Genomic DNA, 19899 nt, shown 5'->3' on the forward strand with positions numbered 1-19899 from the left:
TCCGGCCACGGGGCCGCCGCGTTCCGGGCGGTGCCGGTCAGCCGGCCGACCAGGCGGCGGCGCACAGGGCCGTGGCGAGTTCCTCCCGGTAGGCGGCGGCGGCCAACCAGGCGGTGGCGTAGGCCTGGTGGTCGTCGGTGCGCAGGCGGCCGAAGGTGTCGCGCCGCTGGTCGGCCGCGGCGGCGCGCAGCGCGGTGAGGAGGTGCCCGGCGGTGGCCAGGCCCGCGGTGCGCAGGTGGGCCTCCTCCCCGGCGGCGCTCCGGGCGAGCCGGGCCGACAGGGCGCTGCGGCCGCCGGTGACGGCCTGTTCGAGCGGACGGGCCAGCAAGTGGAGCGGCGGCTGCGGGGCCAGGTCGGCGGCCGGGGGAGCGCCGGCCGGGGCGGCCGGGGCGGGCGGCAGGTCGGCGTGCTGCAACGCGTCGAAGCCGAGGCTGACCCGCTGCCGGTACGCCTCGGGAAGGGCGAGGGACGGCCCCGGACCAGACTCCGGGGCCGGGGCGGCCGCCAGCAGGTGCAGGCGCGGGTGGGCGGCGCGCTCCAGGCGGCCGACGATCCGCAGCCGCAGGCCGGGGACGGCGGCGAGCAGCGCCAGGTTGGCCGCGAAGGCGAGCCGCGGATGGCCCTGGGTGGCGAGCAGCGCCACCGGCAGGCCCGCGCAGTCGGCGAGCAGCAGCGGGGCGGCCGAGCCGGGGACGGTCCGCGCGCCGAGCAGGGTGACGTCCAGGAAGAGCAGGTCCGACCCGGCGGCCCGGAGCTCGTACGGGGTGCGTTCGGCGCGCAGGGCGCGCTCGACCTGGGCCCCGGCCGGGACCTCCCAGAGCCGGGCCACCGGCGGCTGGTGCCAGTGGGCCCCGGCGGCGCCCACCGCGCGGACCCCGGTGCCCGCGCCGAGCCGGCCCGAGGCCGTCCGGGTGGCGCCCTGGAGGATCAGGCCGCCCCGGGCCAGGTCGCGGTGCGTCAGGGAGGTCTCGCCGAGCCGCAGCGGCCGGTCGGCCGCGGCCCGGGCGAGCCGGGCCGCCTCGGCGGGGTCGCCGTGCGGGGTGACCTCGGAGACCGTGGCGAGGGTGCCGTCGGCGTCCACCGTCCAGACCGCGACCCCCGCGTGGGTCGCGGTCACCACCGGTTCGGCGAACAGCCCGTACAGGCGCAGCGAGCCGACCTCCCGGTAGGTCTGCCGGGCCGTGCCGCGCAGGGTGCGCGGGTCGGTGGCGGCGGTGACGGTGGTGGCGTCGAGCAGGTCGCGGTGGGCGGCGGCCAGGTCGGCGAGCCGGTGGTCGGGCTCGGCGGCGCGGGCCGCGCGCAGCCGGGTGACGACGGTGGTGGCCAGGGCGGCCGGGCGGTGCAGGCCGAGCAGCCGGGCCTGGTGCGCGGTGCGCAGCAGTTCCGCCTGGACGACGCTGCCCGCGCCGCTGATCCCCGCCGCCAGGGTGTGGGCGGCGGCCCGGCGCAGCCGGTGGACGGCCTCGGCCTCGGCCGGGGTGAGCGGCTCCTGCGCCGCTCCGGCGTCCGGGGCGTCCGGGGCCTCCGGGGCCGGAGGCGGTTCGGCCCCGCCACCGGTCCCCGTCCCGGTTTCGGGTTCGGCCAGCGGCGCGGCGGTGACGGCGGCGGCGCGGTGCAGGCAGCCGGGGGCCAGCAGGCAGGTGCACCGGACGTCCGCGGCCGCGCGGACCGTGCCGCCGGGGGCGCGCAGGACGAGCACCGCCTCCTCGTCGATCCGGACGGTCCACTCGTCACCGGCCCGGACGACCGGCCGGGCGGCGAGCTTGGCCGCCGCGCCGTCGAGCCGCTTGCGCAGCCGCTCCGACAGGGCCGACACCACCTCCGCGACGACCTCGGCCGACACGGCGGGCCACGACCCGGCGGGGGCACCCGTTGCGTTCTCCGTCATGCGATCTTCTCCCCCACCCAGCGGGCCAGTTCCAGCGGGCTGAGCGCCGCCACCGGCATGCCCGCCGCCACGAGTTGTCCGGCGACGGCCTGCGAGTAGCGGGGCCGGCCGGTGTCGTCGAGGGCGGCGCAGCCCAGCAGGTGGCAGCCCTCGCCGACCAGCGACCTGGCCTCGGCGAGCAGCCCGCCGAGCGGATAGCCCTCCTCGAAGTCGCTCACCACCACGACCAGGGTCCGGGACGGCACGGTGACCAGGCCGCGGGCGTACCGCAGACCCGCCGCGATGTGCGTGCCGCCGCAGACCCGCACCTCCAGGAGCAGCCCCAGCGGGTCCTCGACCTGCCCGCTCAGGTCGACCACCTCGGTCGAGAACGCCACGAAGTGCGTGGTCAGCGCGGGGACGCCGGCCAGGACCGAGGCGGTCAGCGCGGCCCAGACGGTGGAGGCCTCCATCGAGCCGGACACGTCGACGACCAGCACCAGCCGCCAGTCGTTGGCCCGGCCCGCCCTGGTCCGGAAGACCGGACGCTCGGGCACGATCAGGGGGGCGCCGTCGGGCCCCGGACGGGCACCGGCCAGGTTGGCCCGGATCGTCCGGTCCAGGTCGAGCCGCCCGCCGGGGCGGCGGCTGGGCCGCGGCAGGGTCAGACCGGTCAGCGCCGGGCGCAGGGTGCTGGCCAGCTCCCGCGCCAACTCGTCCACCAGCCGCTTCACCAGCGGGCGCAGCGCGGCCAGCCGCGACTCGGGCAGGCCGCCCGCGTGCTGCAGCACCGTGCGCAGCAGCTCGACGGAGGGGCGGACGGCGTCCGGGTCCACCGCCGGCAGGACGTCCGTGCGGCCGTGGGCGACCGCCGCCGCGAGCACCTCCTCGCGGATGCCCGGCCCGAACAGGGCCGTCAACTCCTCCGCCCACTCGCGGACCCCGGGGTACGGGGCCTCCCGGCCGCCGCCGTCGCCGCCGGTCAGGCCGGGGCCGGAGCCCTCGCCCCGCCCGGTGCCGTACAGCTCGTCCAGCGCGAGGGCCAGCCGGGCCGCCCGCCCGCCCGGCTCCGCCCCGCTGCCGGGCCGGCCGAGCACCAGCCGCCAGCGGTCGGCGGGCCGCAGGGCGGACGGGGCAGTGGAGGGGGCAGCGGAGAAGGCAGACGAGGGGCGGACCGGCGGCGGGAGTTCGGCCACGGCGGGGGTTTCGGGCAGCAGCCCCCTGGCGGCGAGCGCCTGACGTGCCGTCAGGTCGGCCCGGGCCCAGGCGGCGAGCGCGGCCGGGGCCAGGTCGGCCGGCAGGGTGTCGACGTGGGTGCCGAGGCGTTCCTCGACGACGGCGAGCAGCCGGTCCCGGGCGGCGGGGCTGAGGGCGTCGAAGCCGCCGCGCAGCGCGGGCAGCCGCTCCAGGAAGGCGTCGTCGGACAGCTCGGTGACCCGGGTCAGCAGCGGCTCCAGCGCGGCCGGGGCGGCGGCGAGCAGGCCCTCGGCGGCGGTGAGCAGACCGGTGAGGGCGCGGCCCAGCGCGGCCCGGCCGGTCGGGGAGGACGCGGCGTCCACCCAGGAGACCACCCGCTCGCCGAGGACCGCGGGCGGCTGGTGGCCCAGCAGCACCCGGGCCGCGCCGGCCGCGCCCCGCACCAGCGGCGAACCGCCGTTGGCGAGCCGGCGCAGCGTGTGCCCGAGCCGGAGGCCGCCGTCCGGGTCGGCCCGGCGGGCGAACTCCACCAGGGCGCGGGCGTCGGCGGGCTCGTCCGAACCGAGCAGGCCGTCGAGCCCGCGGACGGCGGCGGCGGTGAGCAGGCCGGCCGCCTCGGCGACCCGCCCGAGCAGCGGCGCCACCGCCTCCTGCCCGGCCAGGTGGCCGGCCGCCAACCGGTCCAACAGGGCCAGCCCGTCCAGCAGTTCGGGGAGCGTGGCCACGGCGGGCAGCCGCTCGGCGAGCTGTTCGAGCCGGGCGCCCGCCAGCGCGGGCAGCGCACAGTCCGCGGCGGCGGCGAGGCCGTCGACGACCTGCCGGGCGGTCGGCCCGCCCTCCTCGTCCTCCCGGCGCAGCCGCTCGCGGAGCGTGCCCTCCGCGGCCTGACCCGGCGTCACCCCGCGCACCCCCGCGACCGCCAGCATGGCCGCGACCGCGGGCGTCCACCGCACCCGCCAACGGGAACCCAGGGCATCGGTCCCGCCCGCCCCGACGACGGCGAGCTGCTCGCCGTACGGCACCCCGCACACCCCCAGGCGGCGCAGCAGCAGCTCGCGGCGGGCGTCCAGCGGCGAACGGAGCGGATCGAGCCGCAGGTCGCGGGGCGCCGGCTCGGCGGCGTCGTCCGGCCCCGGCAGGCCGAGCTCCGTCGCCAGCAGTTCGACCGCCGGACCCAGACCGCTCCGCGGCGCCGCCGGAGTCGGCCGCCCGGTGCGGGTACCGACCATGACCCGTTCGAGCGCCCGGGCCACGGCCCGGCCGCGACCCAGCGGCTCGCCCTGGGCCAGCACCGTCTGGACCGCCTCGACCAGCTCCCCCCGCCCCGCCGCGGGCAGCCCCCGCAACCGGGCCAGGTCACCGGCCAACCGGACGATCTCCCGCGCATCGGCGGGCCCGGCCGGATGCCCCTGCCCGCGCAGCGCCCCGCAGACCCGCACCGCGGCCCCGGTGAGCTGCTCGGCGAGCCGCCCCGGATCCCCGCCGGCGGCCAGCACCCCGTGCTGCCACTCGGGATCACGGATCCCGGCCGGGTACCCGGAACGGGCGTCCAGCAACGGGTAGGTGTACGGGATCAACGACACGACGACCCCGGCGGGAGCGGGGGTCTCGGCCCCGCTGTCGGTGTCCCGGCCCGCGGCGGCAGCCTCGGACGGTTCGGGCCCGGGCAGGAGGGCCGGGGCGTGGAAGGCGCCGACGACGGCGGTGACCCGGCGGCCGCCGGTGGCGGCGTCCCGGATCCGGTCCCGCATCCAGGCTTCGCGGCGCAGGTCGTGCGGGTCGACGGTGCCGGCGTCCCGGCGGAGGGCCCAGCCGACCAGCAGGGCGGCCCGCCGGACCGCCTCCGGGGTGCAGCCGGGGGCGGGGGCCTCGACCAGGCGGTCCCAGAGGTCCTCGTCCGGACGGCCGGTCAGGCGGCGGCGCAGCGCCTCGGCGAGGCCCGGCGGGCGGTCCCCGCCCGGGCTCCCGTTCCGGCCGCCGCCGGGCAGGCCCGCGGCGAGCGGCAGGTCGCAGGCCACGGCGGGGACGCCGTGGGCGGCGGCCCAGCGCAGGGCGGCGAGCTCGGGGGAGAAGTCCGCGAAGGGGTAGAAGGCCGGGGTGGCGCCCTCCTCGGGGGCGGCGGCCGCGAGGGCGACCGGGGCCTGCGTGCGTGCGTCGGCGAGCAGGTCCAGCCAGGGCTGGAACTCGGCGGGGAGCTCGACGAGCAGGACGTCCGGCCGGGCCGCGTCGAGCAGGGCGGGCAGGACGGCGGCGATCGACGGGGCGTGGTGGCGGACGCCGATCAGGTGCGGCCCGGGCCGGTCGGTGCCGGAGGCGGCGAGGGCCGCCAGGCCCTCGGCGGGGGAATCGGGGGAATCGGGGGAATCGGGGGAGAGGGAATCGAGAGAGAGGTCGGTGGCCGCGGGGGTCACGGGGGTCAGTCCCCCAGTTCCGGGCGCAGGTCCCACAGGGTGCGCCAGGTCGCGGAGCCCCGTTCGGCGCGGCGGCGGACGGCGCCGTCCCAGTAGCCGAGCAGCCGGGCGGCGTCGGCGGGGTCGTCCTTGCGGACCACGCCGACCAGTTGGCCGGGCAGGCGGCCGAGGACGTCGCCGTCGCCGTCCAGGTAGGCGGCGGTGACGCCGAGCGCGGTGGCGACCGAGACGGCTTCGGCGGTGCTCATCACGGTGGAGGGGCGCTCGACGTCCCAGCCCTCGACGGAGCGGCCGGTGCGCAGGTCCCGGAAGGCGGTGACCAGGGCCTCCAGGACGGCGTCGTCGACGGCGTAGGGCGCGCCGGCCCGGGCGACGGCGGCCGTGGACTGGCGCCGGACCAGGTCGATCTCGGCGTCGAGGTCGCCGATCGGGCCGACCGTCTCGAAGTTGAAGCGCCGCTTGAGCGCGGCGGACATCTCGGAGACGCCCTTGTCGCGCAGGTTGGCGGTGGCGATCAGGGTGAAGCCGGGGGCGGCGTGGAGCTGGGCGTCGGGGCTGCCGGCGAGTTCGGGGACGGCGATCCGCCGTTCGGAGAGCAGCGAGACCAGGGCGTCCTGCACCTCGGGCAGGCAGCGGGTGACCTCCTCGACCCGGGCGACCGCGCCGCCGGTCATCGCGGTGAGCACCGGCGAGGGCACCAGGGCCTCCCGGCTGGGGCCCTTGGCGAGCAGCAGGGCGTAGTTCCAGCCGTACTTGAGCTGGTCCTCGGTGGTGCCGGCGGTGCCCTGGACGGTGAGCGCGCTGGTGCCGCAGACGGCGGCGGCGAGCAGTTCGGAGAGCATCGACTTGGCGGTGCCGGGCTCGCCGACCAGCAGCAGGCCGCGCTCGCCGGCCAGCGTGACCACGCAGCGTTCGACCAGGGCGCGCTCGCCGACGAACTTCCGCTCGACGGCCAGGCTCCGGCGGCCGTGCTTGAGCTTCGCGCCGTCGCTGCCCAGCACGAAGGTGACCACGGCGCGCGGGGTGAGCCGCCAGCCCGGCGGGCGCGGGCCGCTGTCGTACGCGGCGAGGAACTCCAGTTCGGCGGCGTACCTCTCCTCGGGCGGGACGATCTGCCGGTCCGGCGCGGGGGTGGTGCTCATGGCCTGGTCCTCACTCTGCTGCGGGTCGGTCGGGTCGGACGAGTCGGTCGGGCGGTGCGGGTCGGTCGGGTCGGTCGGGTCGGACGAGCCGGTCGGGCGGCGCGGGTTCACCGGCGCCTGCGCCCGCGGCCGCCGGTGGTGAGCTGCTCGTAGCCGGGCCGGTCGCCGTCGGCGACCCGCTGCCAGGCGCGGGCGAACAGCTCGGGCGCCGGGAGCGGCGGCAGGACCACCGCGCCGGCCGGGATCGGGTACAGGCCGCCCTTCCAGACCTCGACGGGCAGGGCGGGCGCCTTGGCCTCCTGCCAGCCGCCGGGCAGGAAGAGGCTGCGGCCGGCCCGGGCCCGCTTGGCCGCCAGCACCAGGTCGCCGGCGGCGAGGGCGGCCCGGGCCCGCTTGAGCCGGGCGGGCTTCCAGCCGGTCCAGCGGGCCGTGTTGCGGTCGGTCGGGTCGGGCAGGGCGAGCAGCTGCAGGTAGAGGGCGGCCGCGTCCTGGTCCAGGCCGGTGGCGCCGGCCACCTCGGCGACCAGGTCGGGGACGCTGCGCTGCGGGTCCTGCGGCCAGCCGGCGGGCTCGTCGGCGGAGCTGCCGTGGCCGGTCAGCCGGGTCAGCTCCTCGCTCAGCAGGGCGCGCAGCGCGGTCAGCAGGTCCTGGGCGTAGTAGGGGGCGACCAGGCCGCCGAGCAGCTCGAACAGCGGGTCGTCGGGGCCGTCGAGGGCCGCGGGCCGCAGGTGGGCGTGCTCGCCGTAGGGGCCGGGGGCGATGACGAGGGCCCCGGTGCAGGCGAGCAGGCCGTCGCCGTCCGCGCCGCCCTGCTCCGGCAGGCCGAAGTGGGCGCGCAGCACGTGGGTGAGCAGCCGGTCGCGGACGCTGGAGTACGGGCCGAGGTCGAGCAGCAGCCCGGGGTCGGCGAGCCGGGCGCGGACCGCCGCCAGCGTCCCCGGCAGGGCCTGCCGGACCGGGGATCCGTACGGCAGGTGGTGGGCCAGCCAGCGCAGCGCGCCGACCGCGCCGCTCAGGTTCCGGTGGTGGGGCAGCGCGGCCGGGTCGTCGGCGGTCAGCTGGGGGACCGACTCGACAGTGCGCACCCGCTGGACGGTGGTGCGCGAGAGCCAGTGGGTGCCGGCCGGGTTGAGCAGGGCCTCGATGGTGAGGAGGTCCGTCCCGGCGGTGTTGGTCCGCATCTCCTCGGGGAGGGTCAGCAGCCGGCCGCGGCGGGCGGTCCAGCAGGCCGTCGCGGCGTCCACGGCCAGGCCCTCGTCCCGCAGCCGCTCGGGGTCGGCGGGCAGCAGGGCCGCCCCGAAGGCGTCCAGGTCGTCCTGGGGGACGGCGTGCAGCCACCGCCGGGCGGTGTCGGCCGCGGCGCTCTTCAGGCCGTACGCGGCGAGCTGCTCGGCCGGCAGGTCGTCGACCGGGCCGGCCAGCAGCAGGGTCGCGCGGGTCGGGCCGAGGCCGGTGGCCTCGCCGAGGGCCTGCGCCTGCTCGGGCCGCCAGGCGGCCGGGCCGTGCTGCCGGAGGACGGCGGCGAAGCGGGCGGCCCGGTCGGCGGTCAGGTCGTCGCGCACCGGCCGCTCCCGGACGGTGGTGAAGTGGGCGACCGGCCCGAACGTCCCGGACGGGTCGTGGTCGACGGCGTCCCACTGCAGCTCCGGGCCGTAGCGGCGGCAGGCCACCAGCACCACGGTGCGGTCCCCGTGGCGCAGGACCCGGCCCAGCCGGTCGGCGACGATCTCGGACGAGGGCCCGGAGGCGTCGTTCTTCTCGCTGAGCGTCACCTCGCGGAGCTCCGGGCCCCGGTCGGCGAGCCAGCCGCGGGTCAGCTCCTCCAGCAGCAGGAGCAGGGTGGCCCGGACGCGCTCGCCGGTGCCGGGCTGGGCCGCGGTCAGGGCCAGCGGGCCGGTGCGGCCGAGCAGCGGCAGCCAGCCCTGGTACTCGCTCGCGCCGAGTAGCGGGAGCCGGTCGGGGTCGGCCGTCCACCCGGCGGGGCGCTGCCGCGGCGGGGCGGCCAGGGCGGCGGTGACGGTGCGCAGGTTGGTCAGCACGTGCCACTGCTCGGTCGGGCGGTTCCAGCTGTGGCCCAGGCCGGCGGTGCTGCGCAGGGCGACCTCCAGGGCGTCGGCCAGCTGGCCGTCCCGGCCGTGCTCCGGGCGGTGGGCGACCGGGGCGGGAGCGGCGGCGGCCGCCGGGGCGGCGGGCTCGGGCTGCGGCCCGAACCCGGCGGCCCGGGCCCCGACGGCGACGGCCGTCCGGAGCTGGCCCGCCACACCGGCGGCCAGCCGCGGGTCGGTGAGGCCGGGCAGCAGCGCGGCGACCGCCTCCAGCGAGGCGGACCGGGCCGGCTCGGCGGGCCGGGGCTCGGCCGGCCGGGACAGGAACCGCAGGCCGACGCCGAGCGTCCGGGTGGGCACCGGCGCGGGGTCCGGGACGGCCGGGGTCTCCGGCGCGGGCACCGGCCGGGCGGCGGCCAGGAGTTCGGCGGCCTGCCGGTCGGTCAGGGCGCGCAGCGCCAGCGAACCGGCCTCGTCGCGGGGGCGCAGCGCGTGCCAGAAGTCGATCGGCGGCACCAGGGCCGTTCCGGCGGCCTCCTGGCCGCCGTGCTGGGCGAAGGTGACCACCGCGAGCGCGTCCCCGTCGCGGCCGGCCCCGTCCCCGTCGTGGTCGGCCCCGTCCGCGGGGAGCAGTTCGGCCTGGCGCGGGCCGACGGCCAGCACCGGGGCGGCGCCGCCGGGCAGCGCCAGCCGGCCGAGCGGGTGGCGGTCGTCGTGCGGGCCCCGGAGGGTCAGGGCGGTGCGGCGGCCGTCGACGCCGTGGAAGGTGATCCGTTCGCCCTCGGCGCGGACCCAGCCGCCGAGCAGGGCGCCGTCGGTGCCGAGCGGGGTGCGCTCCAGCCCGGGCTGGAGCGGGAGCAGCCGGGAGAGCTCCGGCCGCAGCGCGCCGGTCGGGTCGGCGGCGGGGGCGGCGAACAGCGGCGGCACGGACGTCCGGCCGTGCTGCCCGGTCAGCGGGTCGTACTCGGTGAGGACGGTGCGGACGCCGGTGCGCCGGACCGTCCAGTAGCCGGTGCCGTCGCAGAGCACCCGGTGCTCGGGCGGCAGGGCGGTGTCGCCCGCGTGCAGCGGGCGGCCGCCGGTGGTCCGGCCGCCGCCGGGCAGCGGCAGCGAGGTCGGGGCGGTGCTGTGGATCCCGTGGTAGCCGGTCCCCGGCCGCTCGCCGGTGGGGGTGAAGACCTGGTCCGGCCGGCCGGACCAGTAGGCGCGCTGCCCGCCGTCCTCCCACCAGGAGACCAGCAGTTCGCCGTCGGCGTACCGCAGCGCGGGCCCGTGCCAGGACGACAGGCCGGCGGGCACCCGCAGGTCGTGCTCCAGCAGGACGCCCTCCGGGCCGACCACCACGGCCTTGTCGCGCCGGGCCAGGATCAGCGCGGGCCAGGCGTTCTCGATCCGCAGGCCGTCGCGGCCGGACGGAGGCCGGGCGGCCCCGCCGTCGCCGTCCAGCAGCCGCAGGCCCTCCTCCAGGGCGGGCCAGCCGAGCTCGTCCAGGATGCCCGCGCGCAGGGTGTGCCCGAGCAGCGCGGCGACGTCGAGCCCGGCGATCCGGGCGGCGGCGGCCGGGTTGGCGAGGGCGACGGCGCGCCGGCAGGTGGCGAGCCGGGACACCCGGCCGTGGGCGGCGGCCAGGCCGCGGGTGGCGAGCAGCTCGTCGGCGGCCAGGTCGGCCCACTCGACGAACAGTGCGTGCAGCGCCGGGTACTGGTCCTCCAGCGCGCGCAGCCGCTCCGCGTCGGCGGCGCCCCAGACCGGCGGGACGGCCTCGCGCAGCGCCGGGCGGAAGCGCGGGTCGGCCGCGGCGGCCGCCAGGTCCCGCCGGCCGGGGCGGCCCTCGCTCAGCCAGGTGCGCAGGTCCACCGACAGCCGCGCGGGCGGGTCGGCGACCGGCACCCGTTCGGCGAGCAGCAGGTCGAGCAGGTTGAGCGCGGTCGGGTTGTTCGGGGCCAGCGCGACCGGGACGGCCTCGGCCCGCAGCCGCCCGGCCATCCGGCCGGCCAGTTCGACCGTCGCCGCGCAGCCCGGGCGGGAGCGCCAGCCCCGGCTGAGGTGCGCCGTCCAGCGCTCCAGCCAGCGGGCCGCGGGCTCGGCGCCGCGGTGCTGCGGGTCGGTCAGCAGGTCCTGCGCGCCGCTGTCCCGCAGCAGCTCCAGCCACTCCCCGTCCACACCGCCCTCGTCCTGCCCGCCGGACGGCGTCGGCAGGATCTCCAGCAGCCGGGCCCGCACCGCCGCGTCGGCGCGGGCGGCCTCGACCAGCGGCCCGCGCCAGGCCTTCCACACCCCGCCCGGGGCCCGGCCGATCGCGGGGGAGGACAGCAGGTCGACGACCAGGGCCCGCTCCTGCTCGGCGAGGTCGAGCCCGGCGGCCCGGAGCAGCGCCCGGGCGTCCTCGGCGATGCCCGCGTACGGGGCCATGCCGGAGGCGGAGCGCTCGGCGCACAGCTGCCGGAACCGCTGCCACGCGGTCAGCGCGTCCAGCCGCCCGCCGAGGTCCTTCACGTACTGGCGCAGCGCCTTGACGGTCAGCGCCCCGTTCAGCGCGAACTCCAGGAAGACGGCGCGCAGCCGCTCCTCGTCGACCTCCAGGCCGTGGGTGCGCTCGGCCTCGCGGGCCCGGCCGAAGAACATCGCCGCGTACGTCTGGTTGCCCTGCTCCAGGAAGATCCGGCCGACCTGCTCGCAGTACGTCGGCAGGAAGTGCGGGACGGCCCGCCCGAGGCGGGTGGCCAGCTCCTCGAAGCCGTCCTTGGCGTGGCCCGGCTTGGACTTGGCCTGGCGGGCCAGCCGCTCCATCTCCTTGACCACGGCCAGCGCGTGGTGCCCGTTGGCCGGGTCGTGGACCAGCGCCCAGGCGGGGAATCCCAGCGCCTCCTGCCGGACCAGGCCCACCTCGACCGGGTCGGCGGCCGGGCGCAGGCCCAGGAACTCCGCCGCCAGGTCCTCGGCGGCGCCCAGCGCCCCCGGCACCAGCCGGACCACGGTCCGCCCGTCCAGCCCGGGGTGCCGGTAGCCGCGGGCGGTCAGCACGTCCACCGTGCGGTCCGCCCCGTCGGCCCCGTCGTCCCGGGTCGCCGTGCCGGCCGGCAGGACCGCCCCCGCGTCGAGCAGCCGCTCGGTGTACTGCGCGTCGGTCAGGGTGCTCCCCGTCATGCCGACTCCTCCCCTTCGATCGTGCGGCCGGCGTGCAGCGCGGCAGCCATCCGCATGCCCTCGGACCAGGCCACCGGGCCCACCTCGGCGAGCGGCAGCAGCCGCCCGTCCGGGGCGGCCCAGCTCAGCGGCCCGGTCTCGCACTCGTCGTACTCGTAGTAGTCGCCCACCCACAGCCGGGCCTCCAGCGCCCGCCCGCCCTCGACCAGCGGCACCACCGCGTACCCGCCCCGCACCCGGTACCCGAGCCGGGCGCAGCGGCCCAGCAGCTCGCGCAGCTCCTTGTAGCGGCCGCCCGCGTACGCATCCACCCGGGTGGCCGCCGGGTCGTGGTCGGCCGGGCGGTGCCAGACCTCCCGGTGCAGCTGCCGGAGCTGCTGCGTGACGCCCAACTCGGCCGCGAACTCCCGCAGTTCGTCGAGGTCGGGCAGCACCACCGGGTGCGGGACGCGGATCTCGGGATCGGCCAGCCGGACGGTGTCGCCGTCCAGGTCGACCACGCCGATGCCGCGCTCCGGATCGGCGTCGCGCAGGAACCCGGCGACCGCGCCGTCCGCACCCGTCACCACCAGGTCGCGCAGCACCGAACGCCAGGCCTCGTCCGCCCACACCGCGACCAGCACCGCGGCCGGGACGGGCAGCGAGCGGACCATCCACCGCTCCACGTCCGCCAGGCACTGCCGCTCGTGCCCGGCCAGCCACTCCGCGAGCTGCCGCAGCCCGACCACCACCGGGTCGTCCTTCAGCTTCGACGGCACCGCCTTCAACCGGCGCCCGGCCGCGTTCCGGCACGCGACCTTCCCGTCCCCCTCCAGCGCGACCTCGTAGTCACCCGCTGCCACCCACGCCACGACGACGCCCTCCCAGCTGCTGCTTTCGACTGGCGAGAAACGTAGCGGCCCTCGCCGACAAGTGATCCACCGGCCCGGGCCCGCCCCTTCCCGGGGGTGGCGGAAACCGGACGCGACGGGCCGGTCGAGGGCAAAGGGTGGGAAAAGCAGACGTTATGACCGTGTGAAAGGTTCCGGTACGATCCCCGGCGTACACCGCCGTGTGATCACGCACCGCGGCGGTGGTTCCCACGCGCACCGCTTCCCTGGGGGGACCCCTTGAGCATTCGCCGGTCGATCGCCGCTGCCGTCTTCGTCGCCGCCGTCTCCGCACCCACCGTCCTCGGCGCCACCCCGGCGCTGGCCGACACCCCGCCGACCGGCCGGTCCCTGCCCGACGCGCCCGCGCCGGACACCGAGCCCATCGGACCCGCCGACACCACCCCGGCCGACACCACCGCGCCCGAGGCCCCGGCCCAGCCGTCCGCCCCCGCAGAGGCCGGCGGCACGACCGGCGGCACGACGGACCCGACCGCCCCGGCGGCCCCGGTGCTGGACGAGACCGCGCTGCGCGCCCGGCTGGACGCGGCGCTCGCCGAGCCCGGCCACTACGCCTACTACTACGCGACGGTGAAGAAGGCGCAGTCCGGCACCGCCGAGCAGATCCAGCACTTCCTGGACGTCGAGCTGAAGGTGGTCGTCCACGACGACTACGCCATCAGGACCACCCAGATCATGGCCGGGGCCGGGTACGGGACCCCGATCTGGCAGGCGGCTCAGGACGTCCTCACCGACGGCAGCACGGAGGCGTGCGTCCGCTTCCTGACCGTCACCGTCCCGGCGCTGACCGCCTCCGACAACCGGGTCAAGCTCTCGCAGCTCGTCGAGGACCCGTTCATCGGGACCGCGCTGCGCACCGACGCGATGGCGGTGCTGGAGCGCAACGACCCCGCGGAGATCGCCGCCTTCCTGGAGAAGGCCCCCGCCCGCCTCCGCACCGACTACCGGATCCGGATCGTCCGGGAGATGTCGGTCGGTGGCCCGGAGGTCCGGAAGGCCGCGAACGCGGTGCTGGACTCCGACGACCCGGACGTGCTGCGCGCCTTCCTGACCACGGGGCTCAAGGAGGCCCAGGAGCGCGACAAGGCGGCCCAGCAGGGCGGCGGCGGCAAGGAGGACGACGGCAAGGGCAGCAAGGGCGGCGAGGACGGGAACGGGAACGGGGACGGCGGGAAGGGCCCGGACGGCGGCAGCACCGTCACCCCGGTCTCGAACACCACCACCACGACCACCACGACCGCCACCGGCACCGACAGCACCGCCGCCGGGCTGGCCTTCACCGGTCCCGGTACCCCGCTCGCCGCCGTCACCGCCGCCGGCGCGGCCGCGGTCGTGCTCGGCGCGGGCACCCTGGTGGCCACCCGCCGCCGGACGCAGCGCTCCTGACGGGACGTCACCTCCGGGGGCGCGGTCGCGGCCGCGTCCCCGGCCCGGGGCCTACAGCCAGCCCGCGCGCTTGAAGAGCCGGTGCAGGCCGACGCAGACGCCCGCCATCAGGCCGAGGGCGACGGGGTAGCCCCAGGGCTGGCGCAGTTCCGGCATGTGCTCGAAGTTCATCCCGTAGATGCCGGCGATCATGGTCGGGACGGCGGCCAGCGCGGCCCACGCGGAGATCTTCCGCATGTCGTCGTTCTGCTGCACGCTGACCTGCGCGAGGTTGGCGGAGAGGATGTCGGACAGCAGCCGGTCCAGGCTCTCCACCACCTCGTTGACCTTGGCCAGGTGGTCCGCCACGTCCCGGAAGTACGGGCGCAGCCCGTCCGCGACGAACGGCACCTGCACGTCGGCGCCGACCCGGGTCAGCCGCAGCGCGGGCTCCATCAGCGGGAAGGTGGCCTTGCGGAAGCCCACCACCTGCCGCTTGAAGCCGTAGATCCGCTCGGCGGCGCCGCGCGAGCGGCCGGGGGAGAAGATCTCCTCCTCCAGCTCGTCCAGGTCGGTCTGCAGCTCGGTGGCCACGTCGAGGTACTGGTCGACCACCAGGTCGCAGACCGCGTACAGCACGGCGGCGGGCCCGTGCGCGAGCAGTTCGGGCTGCTTCTCCAGCTTGGCCCGCAGGTCCTTGAGCGGGCTCTCCGGACCGTGCCGGACGGTCATCACGTACGAGTCGCCCAGGAAGATCATCAGCTCGCCGATCGAGACGGTCTCGTCCTGCTGGTGGTAGGCGGCGGTCTTCAGGACGGTGAACACCGAGTCCTGGTAGATGTCGACCTTCGGGCGCTGGTGCGCCGTCACCGCGTCCTCGACCGCCAGCGGGTGCAGGCCGAACTCCTCGGCGACGTGGTCGAACTCCGCCGCGGTCGGGTCCGCCAGGCCGATCCACAGGAACCCGTCCCCGGCCGCGCGGACCTCCGCGAGGGCGTCCGAGAAGTCCTCGGGGCCCTCGGTGCGCTTGCCGTCCCGGTAGGTGCCGCAGTCCACGATCATGCCCGCCATTGTGACCGACCGGCGCCGCCCGCGGGGAGGGGCGGACCCCGTACCCTTTCAGGTATGCCCACCCTGCTGCTCGTCCGCCACGGCCGGTCCACCGCCAACTCCGCCGGGATCCTCGCCGGATGGACGCCCGGAGTCGACCTGGACGACACCGGGCGGGCCCAGGCCGCCGCGCTGCCCGAGCGGCTCGCCGGGCTGCCGATCGCCCGCCTGGTCAGCAGCCCGCTGGAGCGCTGCCGGCAGACCCTGGAGCCGCTGCTCGCCGCCCGCCCCGAACTGGCCGCCCCCGCGCTGGACGAGCGGCTCGGCGAGTGCCACTACGGCGAGTGGACCGGCCGCCCGCTGTCCGAGCTCGCCGACGAGCCGCTCTGGCGCACCGTCCAGGACCACGCCTCGGCCGCCGCCTTCCCCGGCGGCGAGTCGCTGCGCGCGCTCAGCCACCGCACCGTCGACGCGGTGCGCGAGTGGAACGACAAGGTCGCCGTCGACCACGGGCCGGACGCGCTCTGGGCCGTCGCCACCCACGGCGACGTGATCAAGGCGATCGTCGCCGACGCCCTCGGCCTGCACCTCGACCACTTCCAGCGGATCTCGGTCGAGCCCTGCTCGGTCACCGCGATCCGCTACACCCCCCACCGCCCCTACCTGCTGCGCCTGGGCGACACCGGCTCGCTCACCGCGCTGGCCCCGCGCCCGCACGGGCACTCGGCCGGCGACGACGCGGTGGTCGGCGGCGAGACCGGCACCGCCTGAGCGTCCCGGCGCCCGGCCGCCGCGCCCGCGCACAACTGCCCGACCGCACGCGGAAACCGCCCGCCCCGCGTGCCGCTCACGGCCCGTTTGGCCGTAGGGTGAGATCGAGAAGACCGCAACCCCTTCCGGAGCGAACAGCGTGTCCCGTCAGGTCCACTTCTTCGACCAGCCCGAGCGGTTCGTGGCCGGCACCGTCGGCCAGCCCGGCGCCCGCGCGTTCTACCTGCAGGCGTCCTCGCGCGGCCGGATCACCAGCGTCCTGCTGGAGAAGACCCAGGTCGCCGCGCTCGCCGAGCGCGTCGAGGAGGTCCTCGACGAGGCGCTGCGGCGCAGCGGCGGCGAGGCCGCGATCCCGGCCGTCGCCCCCGTCGAACTGCTCGACACCGCCCCGCTCGACCTGCCGCTGGAACAGGAGTTCCGGGTCGGCACGATGGCGCTGGCCTGGGACGCCCGGGACGAGTGCCTGGTGGTCGAGGCGCAGGCGTACGTCGAGGAGTCCGAGGAGGAGAACGAGGCCGAGGTCTTCGACGACGAGAACGGCCCCGACCTGCTGCGGGTGCGGCTCAGCGGCGCGATGGCCCGGGTGTTCGCCAAGCGGGCCCTGGACCTGGTCGCGGCCGGCCGCAAGCCCTGCCCGTTCTGCAACCTGCCGCTCGACCCGGAGGGCCACCTGTGCCCGCGCGCGAACGGCTACCGGCGCTGAGCGAGCAACCGGAAGGGACGGGGGAGCAGGTGGAACAGGTGGAGGCCCCCGGCACCGACCCGGCCACCAGCGCCGCCCTGGCTGCCGACCCCGCCACCGCGCTCACCCTGCTGCGCACGGGCGCCCTGGCCGTGCACGGCCGGGTCACCGACGCCTCCAACGCCGTCCTGTACTGCACCGCCACCCTGGACGGCGTCACCGCGCCCTGCGTGTACAAGCCGGTCGCGGGGGAGCGCCCGCTGTGGGACTTCCCCGACGGCACCCTGGCCGGCCGGGAGACCGCCGCGCACGAGGTCTCCGCCGCCACCGGCTGGCACCTCGTCCCGCCCACCGTGCTGCGCGACGGCCCGGCCGGGCCCGGCATGGTGCAGCTGTGGATCGAACCCGACCCGCAGGCGCCCGAACTGCTCGACCTGCAGCCCCTGGACGGCGTCCGGGACGGCTGGCTCCCGGTGGTCCGGGCCGAGGTCGAGGCCGGGCGCCAGGTCTGGCTGGTGCACCGCGACGACGACCGGCTGCGCCGCCTCGCCGTGCTGGACGCCGTCCTCAACAACGCCGACCGCAAGGGCGGCCACTGGCTGCCCGCCGCCGACGGCCGGATCTACGCCATCGACCACGGCGTCACCTTCCACACCGACCCGAAGCTGCGCACCCTGCTCTGGGGCTGGGCCGAGCAGCCGCTCACCGCCGAGGCCCTGGAGGTGCTGGCCGCGCTCGCCGCCGACCTCGACGGACCGCTCGGCGAGCGGCTGCGCCCGCACCTGACGCCCGGTGAGCTCGCCGCGCTGAAGGCCCGGACCGCCGCGCTGCGGACCGCCGGACGGCATCCGCTGCCGTCGGCGGAGTGGCCTTCTATTCCCTGGCCGCCGGTCTGATACCGATCCGAAACCGAGGACGAACGGATTCCGGCCGATCGCGTCCATAGGTTGGTCTTTCAAATGATCGCAAGGTTAGAGTCGGTGCCATGCATGCCTGGCCCGCCTCCGAGGTTCCCGCCCTTCCCGGTCAGGGGCTTCCCCTGCGCATTCACGACACCGCCACCAGCAGTGTCCGAGAGGTCGTGCCCACCGGCCCGACCGCCCGGCTCTACGTCTGCGGCATCACCCCCTACGATGCGACCCACCTGGGCCACGCCGCCACCTACAACACCTTCGACCTGGTGCAGCGGGTCTGGAAGGACGCCGGCCACGACGTCCTCTACGTCCAGAACGTCACCGACGTCGACGACCCGCTGATCGAGCGGGCCGCGGCCACCGGCCAGGACTGGACCGCGCTCGCCGAGCGCGAGACCGCGCTGTTCCGCGAGGACATGACCGCGCTGCGGATGCTCCCGCCCGCGCACTACATCGGCGCCGTCGAGTCCATCCCGTGGATCGTCCCGCTGGTGCAGCGGCTGCTCGCCTCCGGCGCCGCCTACGAGGTCGACGGCGACGTCTACTTCTCGGTCGACGCCGACCCGCGCTTCGGCGAGGTCTCCGGCCTCACCCGCGAGCAGATGCTCCCGGTCTTCGCCGAGCGCGGCGGCGACCCCGAGCGCCCCGGCAAGAAGAACCCGCTGGACGCCCTGCTCTGGCTCTCCGCCCGCCCCGGCGAACCCGCCTGGGAGACCGAACTCGGCCGCGGCCGCCCCGGCTGGCACATCGAGTGCGTGGCCATCGCGCTCGAGTTCCTCGGCATGGACTTCGACATCCAGGGCGGCGGCAGCGACCTGTCCTTCCCGCACCACGAGATGGGCGCCGCCCATGCCCAGACCGCCCTCGGCGAGCACCCCTACGCCCGCGCGTACGTGCACGCCGGCATGGTCGGCCTGGACGGCCACAAGATGTCCAAGTCCCGCGGCAACCTGGTCTTCGTCTCGGCCCTGCGCCGCGACGGCATCGACCCCGCCGCGATCCGGCTCGCCCTGCTCGCCCACCACTACCGCAGCGACTGGGAGTGGACGGCCGCCGACCTCGACGCCGCCCTCACCCGCCTCGCCACCTGGCGATCCGCCGTCTCCCGCCCCGACGGCCCGCCCGCCGAGGCCCTGCTCGCCGAGGTCCGCGCGGCCCTCGCCGACGACCTCGACGCCCCCGCGGCCCTCGCGGCCGTCGACCGCTGGGCCGCCACCGCCCACGCCGAGGGCGGCGAGGACACCGGCGCCCCCGGCCTGGTCTCCCGCACCGTGGACGCCCTGCTCGGCGTCGCCCTCTAACGCCCTTCCCCGCGCCCCGCCAGGGGCGCGGGGGACTGCGCGGGCAACCCGGCACCCACAGCAAGATCGGCCCCGGGAGAGTCACCACCCTCCCGGGGCCGATCCACGCGGTGCGCGTCACGCTGCGCGTGAAGCGCCTACTCCTCGTCGTCGTCCTTCGGCCGCTCGGTCGCATGACCGGTGATCGGCTTCTCGCCCTTCGGCCCCTGGTTGTCGCGCCGCCGCAGGTACCGCTCGAACTCCCGGGCGATCGCGTCCCCGGACGCCTCCGGCAGCTCCGCGGTGTCCTGCGCCTCCTCCAACTGCTGGACGTACTCCGCGACTTCGGAGTCCTCCGCGGCGAGCTGGTCGACCCCCAGCTGCCAGGCCCGGGCGTCGTCGCCGAGCTCGCCCGGCGGGATGCGCAGGTCGAGCAGGTCCTCGACCTTGTTGATCAGGGCGAGGGTGGCCTTGGGGTTCGGCGGCTGGGAGACGTAGTGCGGCACGGCGGCCCAGAACGTCACCGCGGGCACCCCGGCGTGCGCGCAGGCCTCCTGGAGGACGCCGACGATGCCCGTCGGGCCCTCGTACCGGCTCTCCTCCAGGTCGAGCGAGCGGGCCACCGTCGGGTCCGAGGTGACGCCGGAGACCGGCACCGGGCGGGTGTGCGGGGTGTCGCCCAGCAGCGCGCCCAGGACGACCACCAGCTCGACGCCCAATTCGTGGGCGAAGCCCAGCAGTTCGTTGCAGTACGAGCGCCAGCGCATGCTGGGCTCGATGCCGCGGACGAGCACCAGGTCCCGTGGCTTCGGCTCCGTCACCCGGACCACCGAGAGCCGGGTGGTGGGCCAGGTGATCCGGCGGACCCCGCCGTCGAGCCAGATGGTGGGCCGGTTGACCTGGAAGTCGTAGTAGTCCTCGGCGTCGAGCGCGGCGAACACCTTGCCGCCCCAGGTCTCGTCGAGGTGCCCGAGCGCGGCGGAGGCCGCGTCGCCGGCGTCGTTCCAGCCCTCGAAGGCGCAGATCATCACCGGGTCGATCAACTCGGGAAGGTCTTCCAGCTCGATCACCCGGCATCTCCCTCCGTCAGTGGCGGGGGCACTGCCGCCCCCGTTGTCCCTTACTGCCCAGCCTACGG

Annotated in this window: 12 protein-coding genes; 5 read left to right on the forward strand and 7 right to left on the reverse strand. The window is 77.3% G+C overall.

What is annotated here, in order from left to right; genetic code table 11:
• Window positions 1–37: 37 nt before the first annotated feature.
• From IH44_RS0105825 to IH44_RS0105845, 5 genes are all read right to left on the reverse strand, one after another.
• A complete protein-coding gene (locus tag IH44_RS0105825) occupies window positions 38–1888 on the reverse strand; it encodes a hypothetical protein (protein WP_051816585.1) in 1851 nt (616 codons plus the stop codon).
• Window positions 1885–5475, reverse strand: coding sequence for a DUF5682 family protein (locus IH44_RS0105830; protein WP_063759552.1), 3591 nt, complete (start codon window positions 5473–5475; stop codon window positions 1885–1887). Before IH44_RS0105830 ends, IH44_RS0105825 begins: the two co-directional genes overlap by 4 nt.
• A gap of 5 nt (window positions 5476–5480) precedes the next feature.
• The gene (locus IH44_RS0105835) at window positions 5481–6617 is read right to left on the reverse strand and encodes an AAA family ATPase (protein WP_030458319.1); all 1137 of its coding nucleotides are present in this window, start codon (window positions 6615–6617) and stop codon (window positions 5481–5483) included.
• A gap of 107 nt (window positions 6618–6724) precedes the next feature.
• The gene (locus IH44_RS0105840) at window positions 6725–11809 is read right to left on the reverse strand and encodes a hypothetical protein (protein ID WP_051816586.1); all 5085 of its coding nucleotides are present in this window, start codon (window positions 11807–11809) and stop codon (window positions 6725–6727) included.
• Entirely contained in the window at window positions 11806–12660 is an 855-nt protein-coding gene (locus IH44_RS0105845; RefSeq protein ID WP_030458321.1) for a DUF4132 domain-containing protein, read from the reverse strand. The genes IH44_RS0105840 and IH44_RS0105845 overlap by 4 nt, the downstream gene beginning before the upstream one ends.
• A 258-nt stretch (window positions 12661–12918) precedes the next feature.
• Between IH44_RS0105845 and IH44_RS0105850 the strand changes: the two genes are divergently transcribed.
• Window positions 12919–14085: an ALF repeat-containing protein gene (locus tag IH44_RS0105850; protein WP_030458322.1), complete on the forward strand. Its 1167-nt coding sequence runs from the start codon at window positions 12919–12921 to the stop codon at window positions 14083–14085.
• A gap of 51 nt (window positions 14086–14136) precedes the next feature.
• Here IH44_RS0105850 and corA read toward each other — a convergent pair whose 3' ends face one another.
• The gene (gene corA, locus IH44_RS0105855; RefSeq protein WP_030458323.1) at window positions 14137–15126 is read right to left on the reverse strand and encodes a magnesium/cobalt transporter CorA; all 990 of its coding nucleotides are present in this window, start codon (window positions 15124–15126) and stop codon (window positions 14137–14139) included.
• A 63-nt stretch (window positions 15127–15189) separates the two neighbouring features.
• Here corA and IH44_RS0105860 point away from each other — a divergent pair, with 63 nt between their 5' ends.
• The 4 genes from IH44_RS0105860 to mshC all read left to right on the forward strand — a co-directional run bounded on the left by IH44_RS0105860 (window position 15190) and on the right by mshC (window position 18782).
• Window positions 15190–15885, forward strand: a complete 696-nt coding sequence (locus IH44_RS0105860; protein ID WP_030458324.1) for a histidine phosphatase family protein — start codon at window positions 15190–15192, stop codon at window positions 15883–15885.
• 139 nt (window positions 15886–16024) lie between these two features.
• Entirely contained in the window at window positions 16025–16588 is a 564-nt protein-coding gene (locus IH44_RS0105865) for a DUF3090 domain-containing protein (protein WP_030458325.1), read from the forward strand.
• Between the two features lie 38 nt (window positions 16589–16626).
• Complete coding sequence (locus IH44_RS0105870) at window positions 16627–17463, forward strand: SCO1664 family protein (RefSeq protein ID WP_369794905.1); 837 nt, start codon at window positions 16627–16629, stop codon at window positions 17461–17463.
• Window positions 17464–17552: 89 nt separating this feature from the next.
• A complete protein-coding gene (mshC, locus tag IH44_RS0105875) occupies window positions 17553–18782 on the forward strand; it encodes a cysteine--1-D-myo-inosityl 2-amino-2-deoxy-alpha-D-glucopyranoside ligase (protein ID WP_030458327.1) in 1230 nt (409 codons plus the stop codon).
• A gap of 137 nt (window positions 18783–18919) precedes the next feature.
• Here mshC and IH44_RS0105880 read toward each other — a convergent pair whose 3' ends face one another.
• Window positions 18920–19831: a PAC2 family protein gene (locus IH44_RS0105880; protein ID WP_030458328.1), complete on the reverse strand. Its 912-nt coding sequence runs from the start codon at window positions 19829–19831 to the stop codon at window positions 18920–18922.
• Window positions 19832–19899: the final 68 nt, after the last annotated feature.

It is taken from the genome of Kitasatospora sp. NRRL B-11411 (assembly GCF_000721345.1).
GTDB lineage: Bacteria > Actinomycetota > Actinomycetes > Streptomycetales > Streptomycetaceae > Kitasatospora > Kitasatospora cineracea.

What these genes read in the sequence shown, in the direction of transcription:
- IH44_RS0105825 (WP_051816585.1), bottom strand. Translation starts at nt 1,888, where the DNA reads ATGACGGAGAACGCAACGGGTGCCCCCGCCGGGTCGTGGCCCGCCGTG.
- IH44_RS0105835 (WP_030458319.1), bottom strand. Translation starts at nt 6,617, where the DNA reads ATGAGCACCACCCCCGCGCCGGACCGGCAGATCGTCCCGCCCGAGGAG.
- IH44_RS0105840 (WP_051816586.1), bottom strand. Translation starts at nt 11,809, where the DNA reads ATGACGGGGAGCACCCTGACCGACGCGCAGTACACCGAGCGGCTGCTC.
- corA (WP_030458323.1), bottom strand. Translation starts at nt 15,126, where the DNA reads ATGATCGTGGACTGCGGCACCTACCGGGACGGCAAGCGCACCGAGGGC.
- IH44_RS0105860 (WP_030458324.1), top strand. Translation starts at nt 15,190, where the DNA reads ATGCCCACCCTGCTGCTCGTCCGCCACGGCCGGTCCACCGCCAACTCC.
- mshC (WP_030458327.1), top strand. Translation starts at nt 17,553, where the DNA reads ATGCATGCCTGGCCCGCCTCCGAGGTTCCCGCCCTTCCCGGTCAGGGG.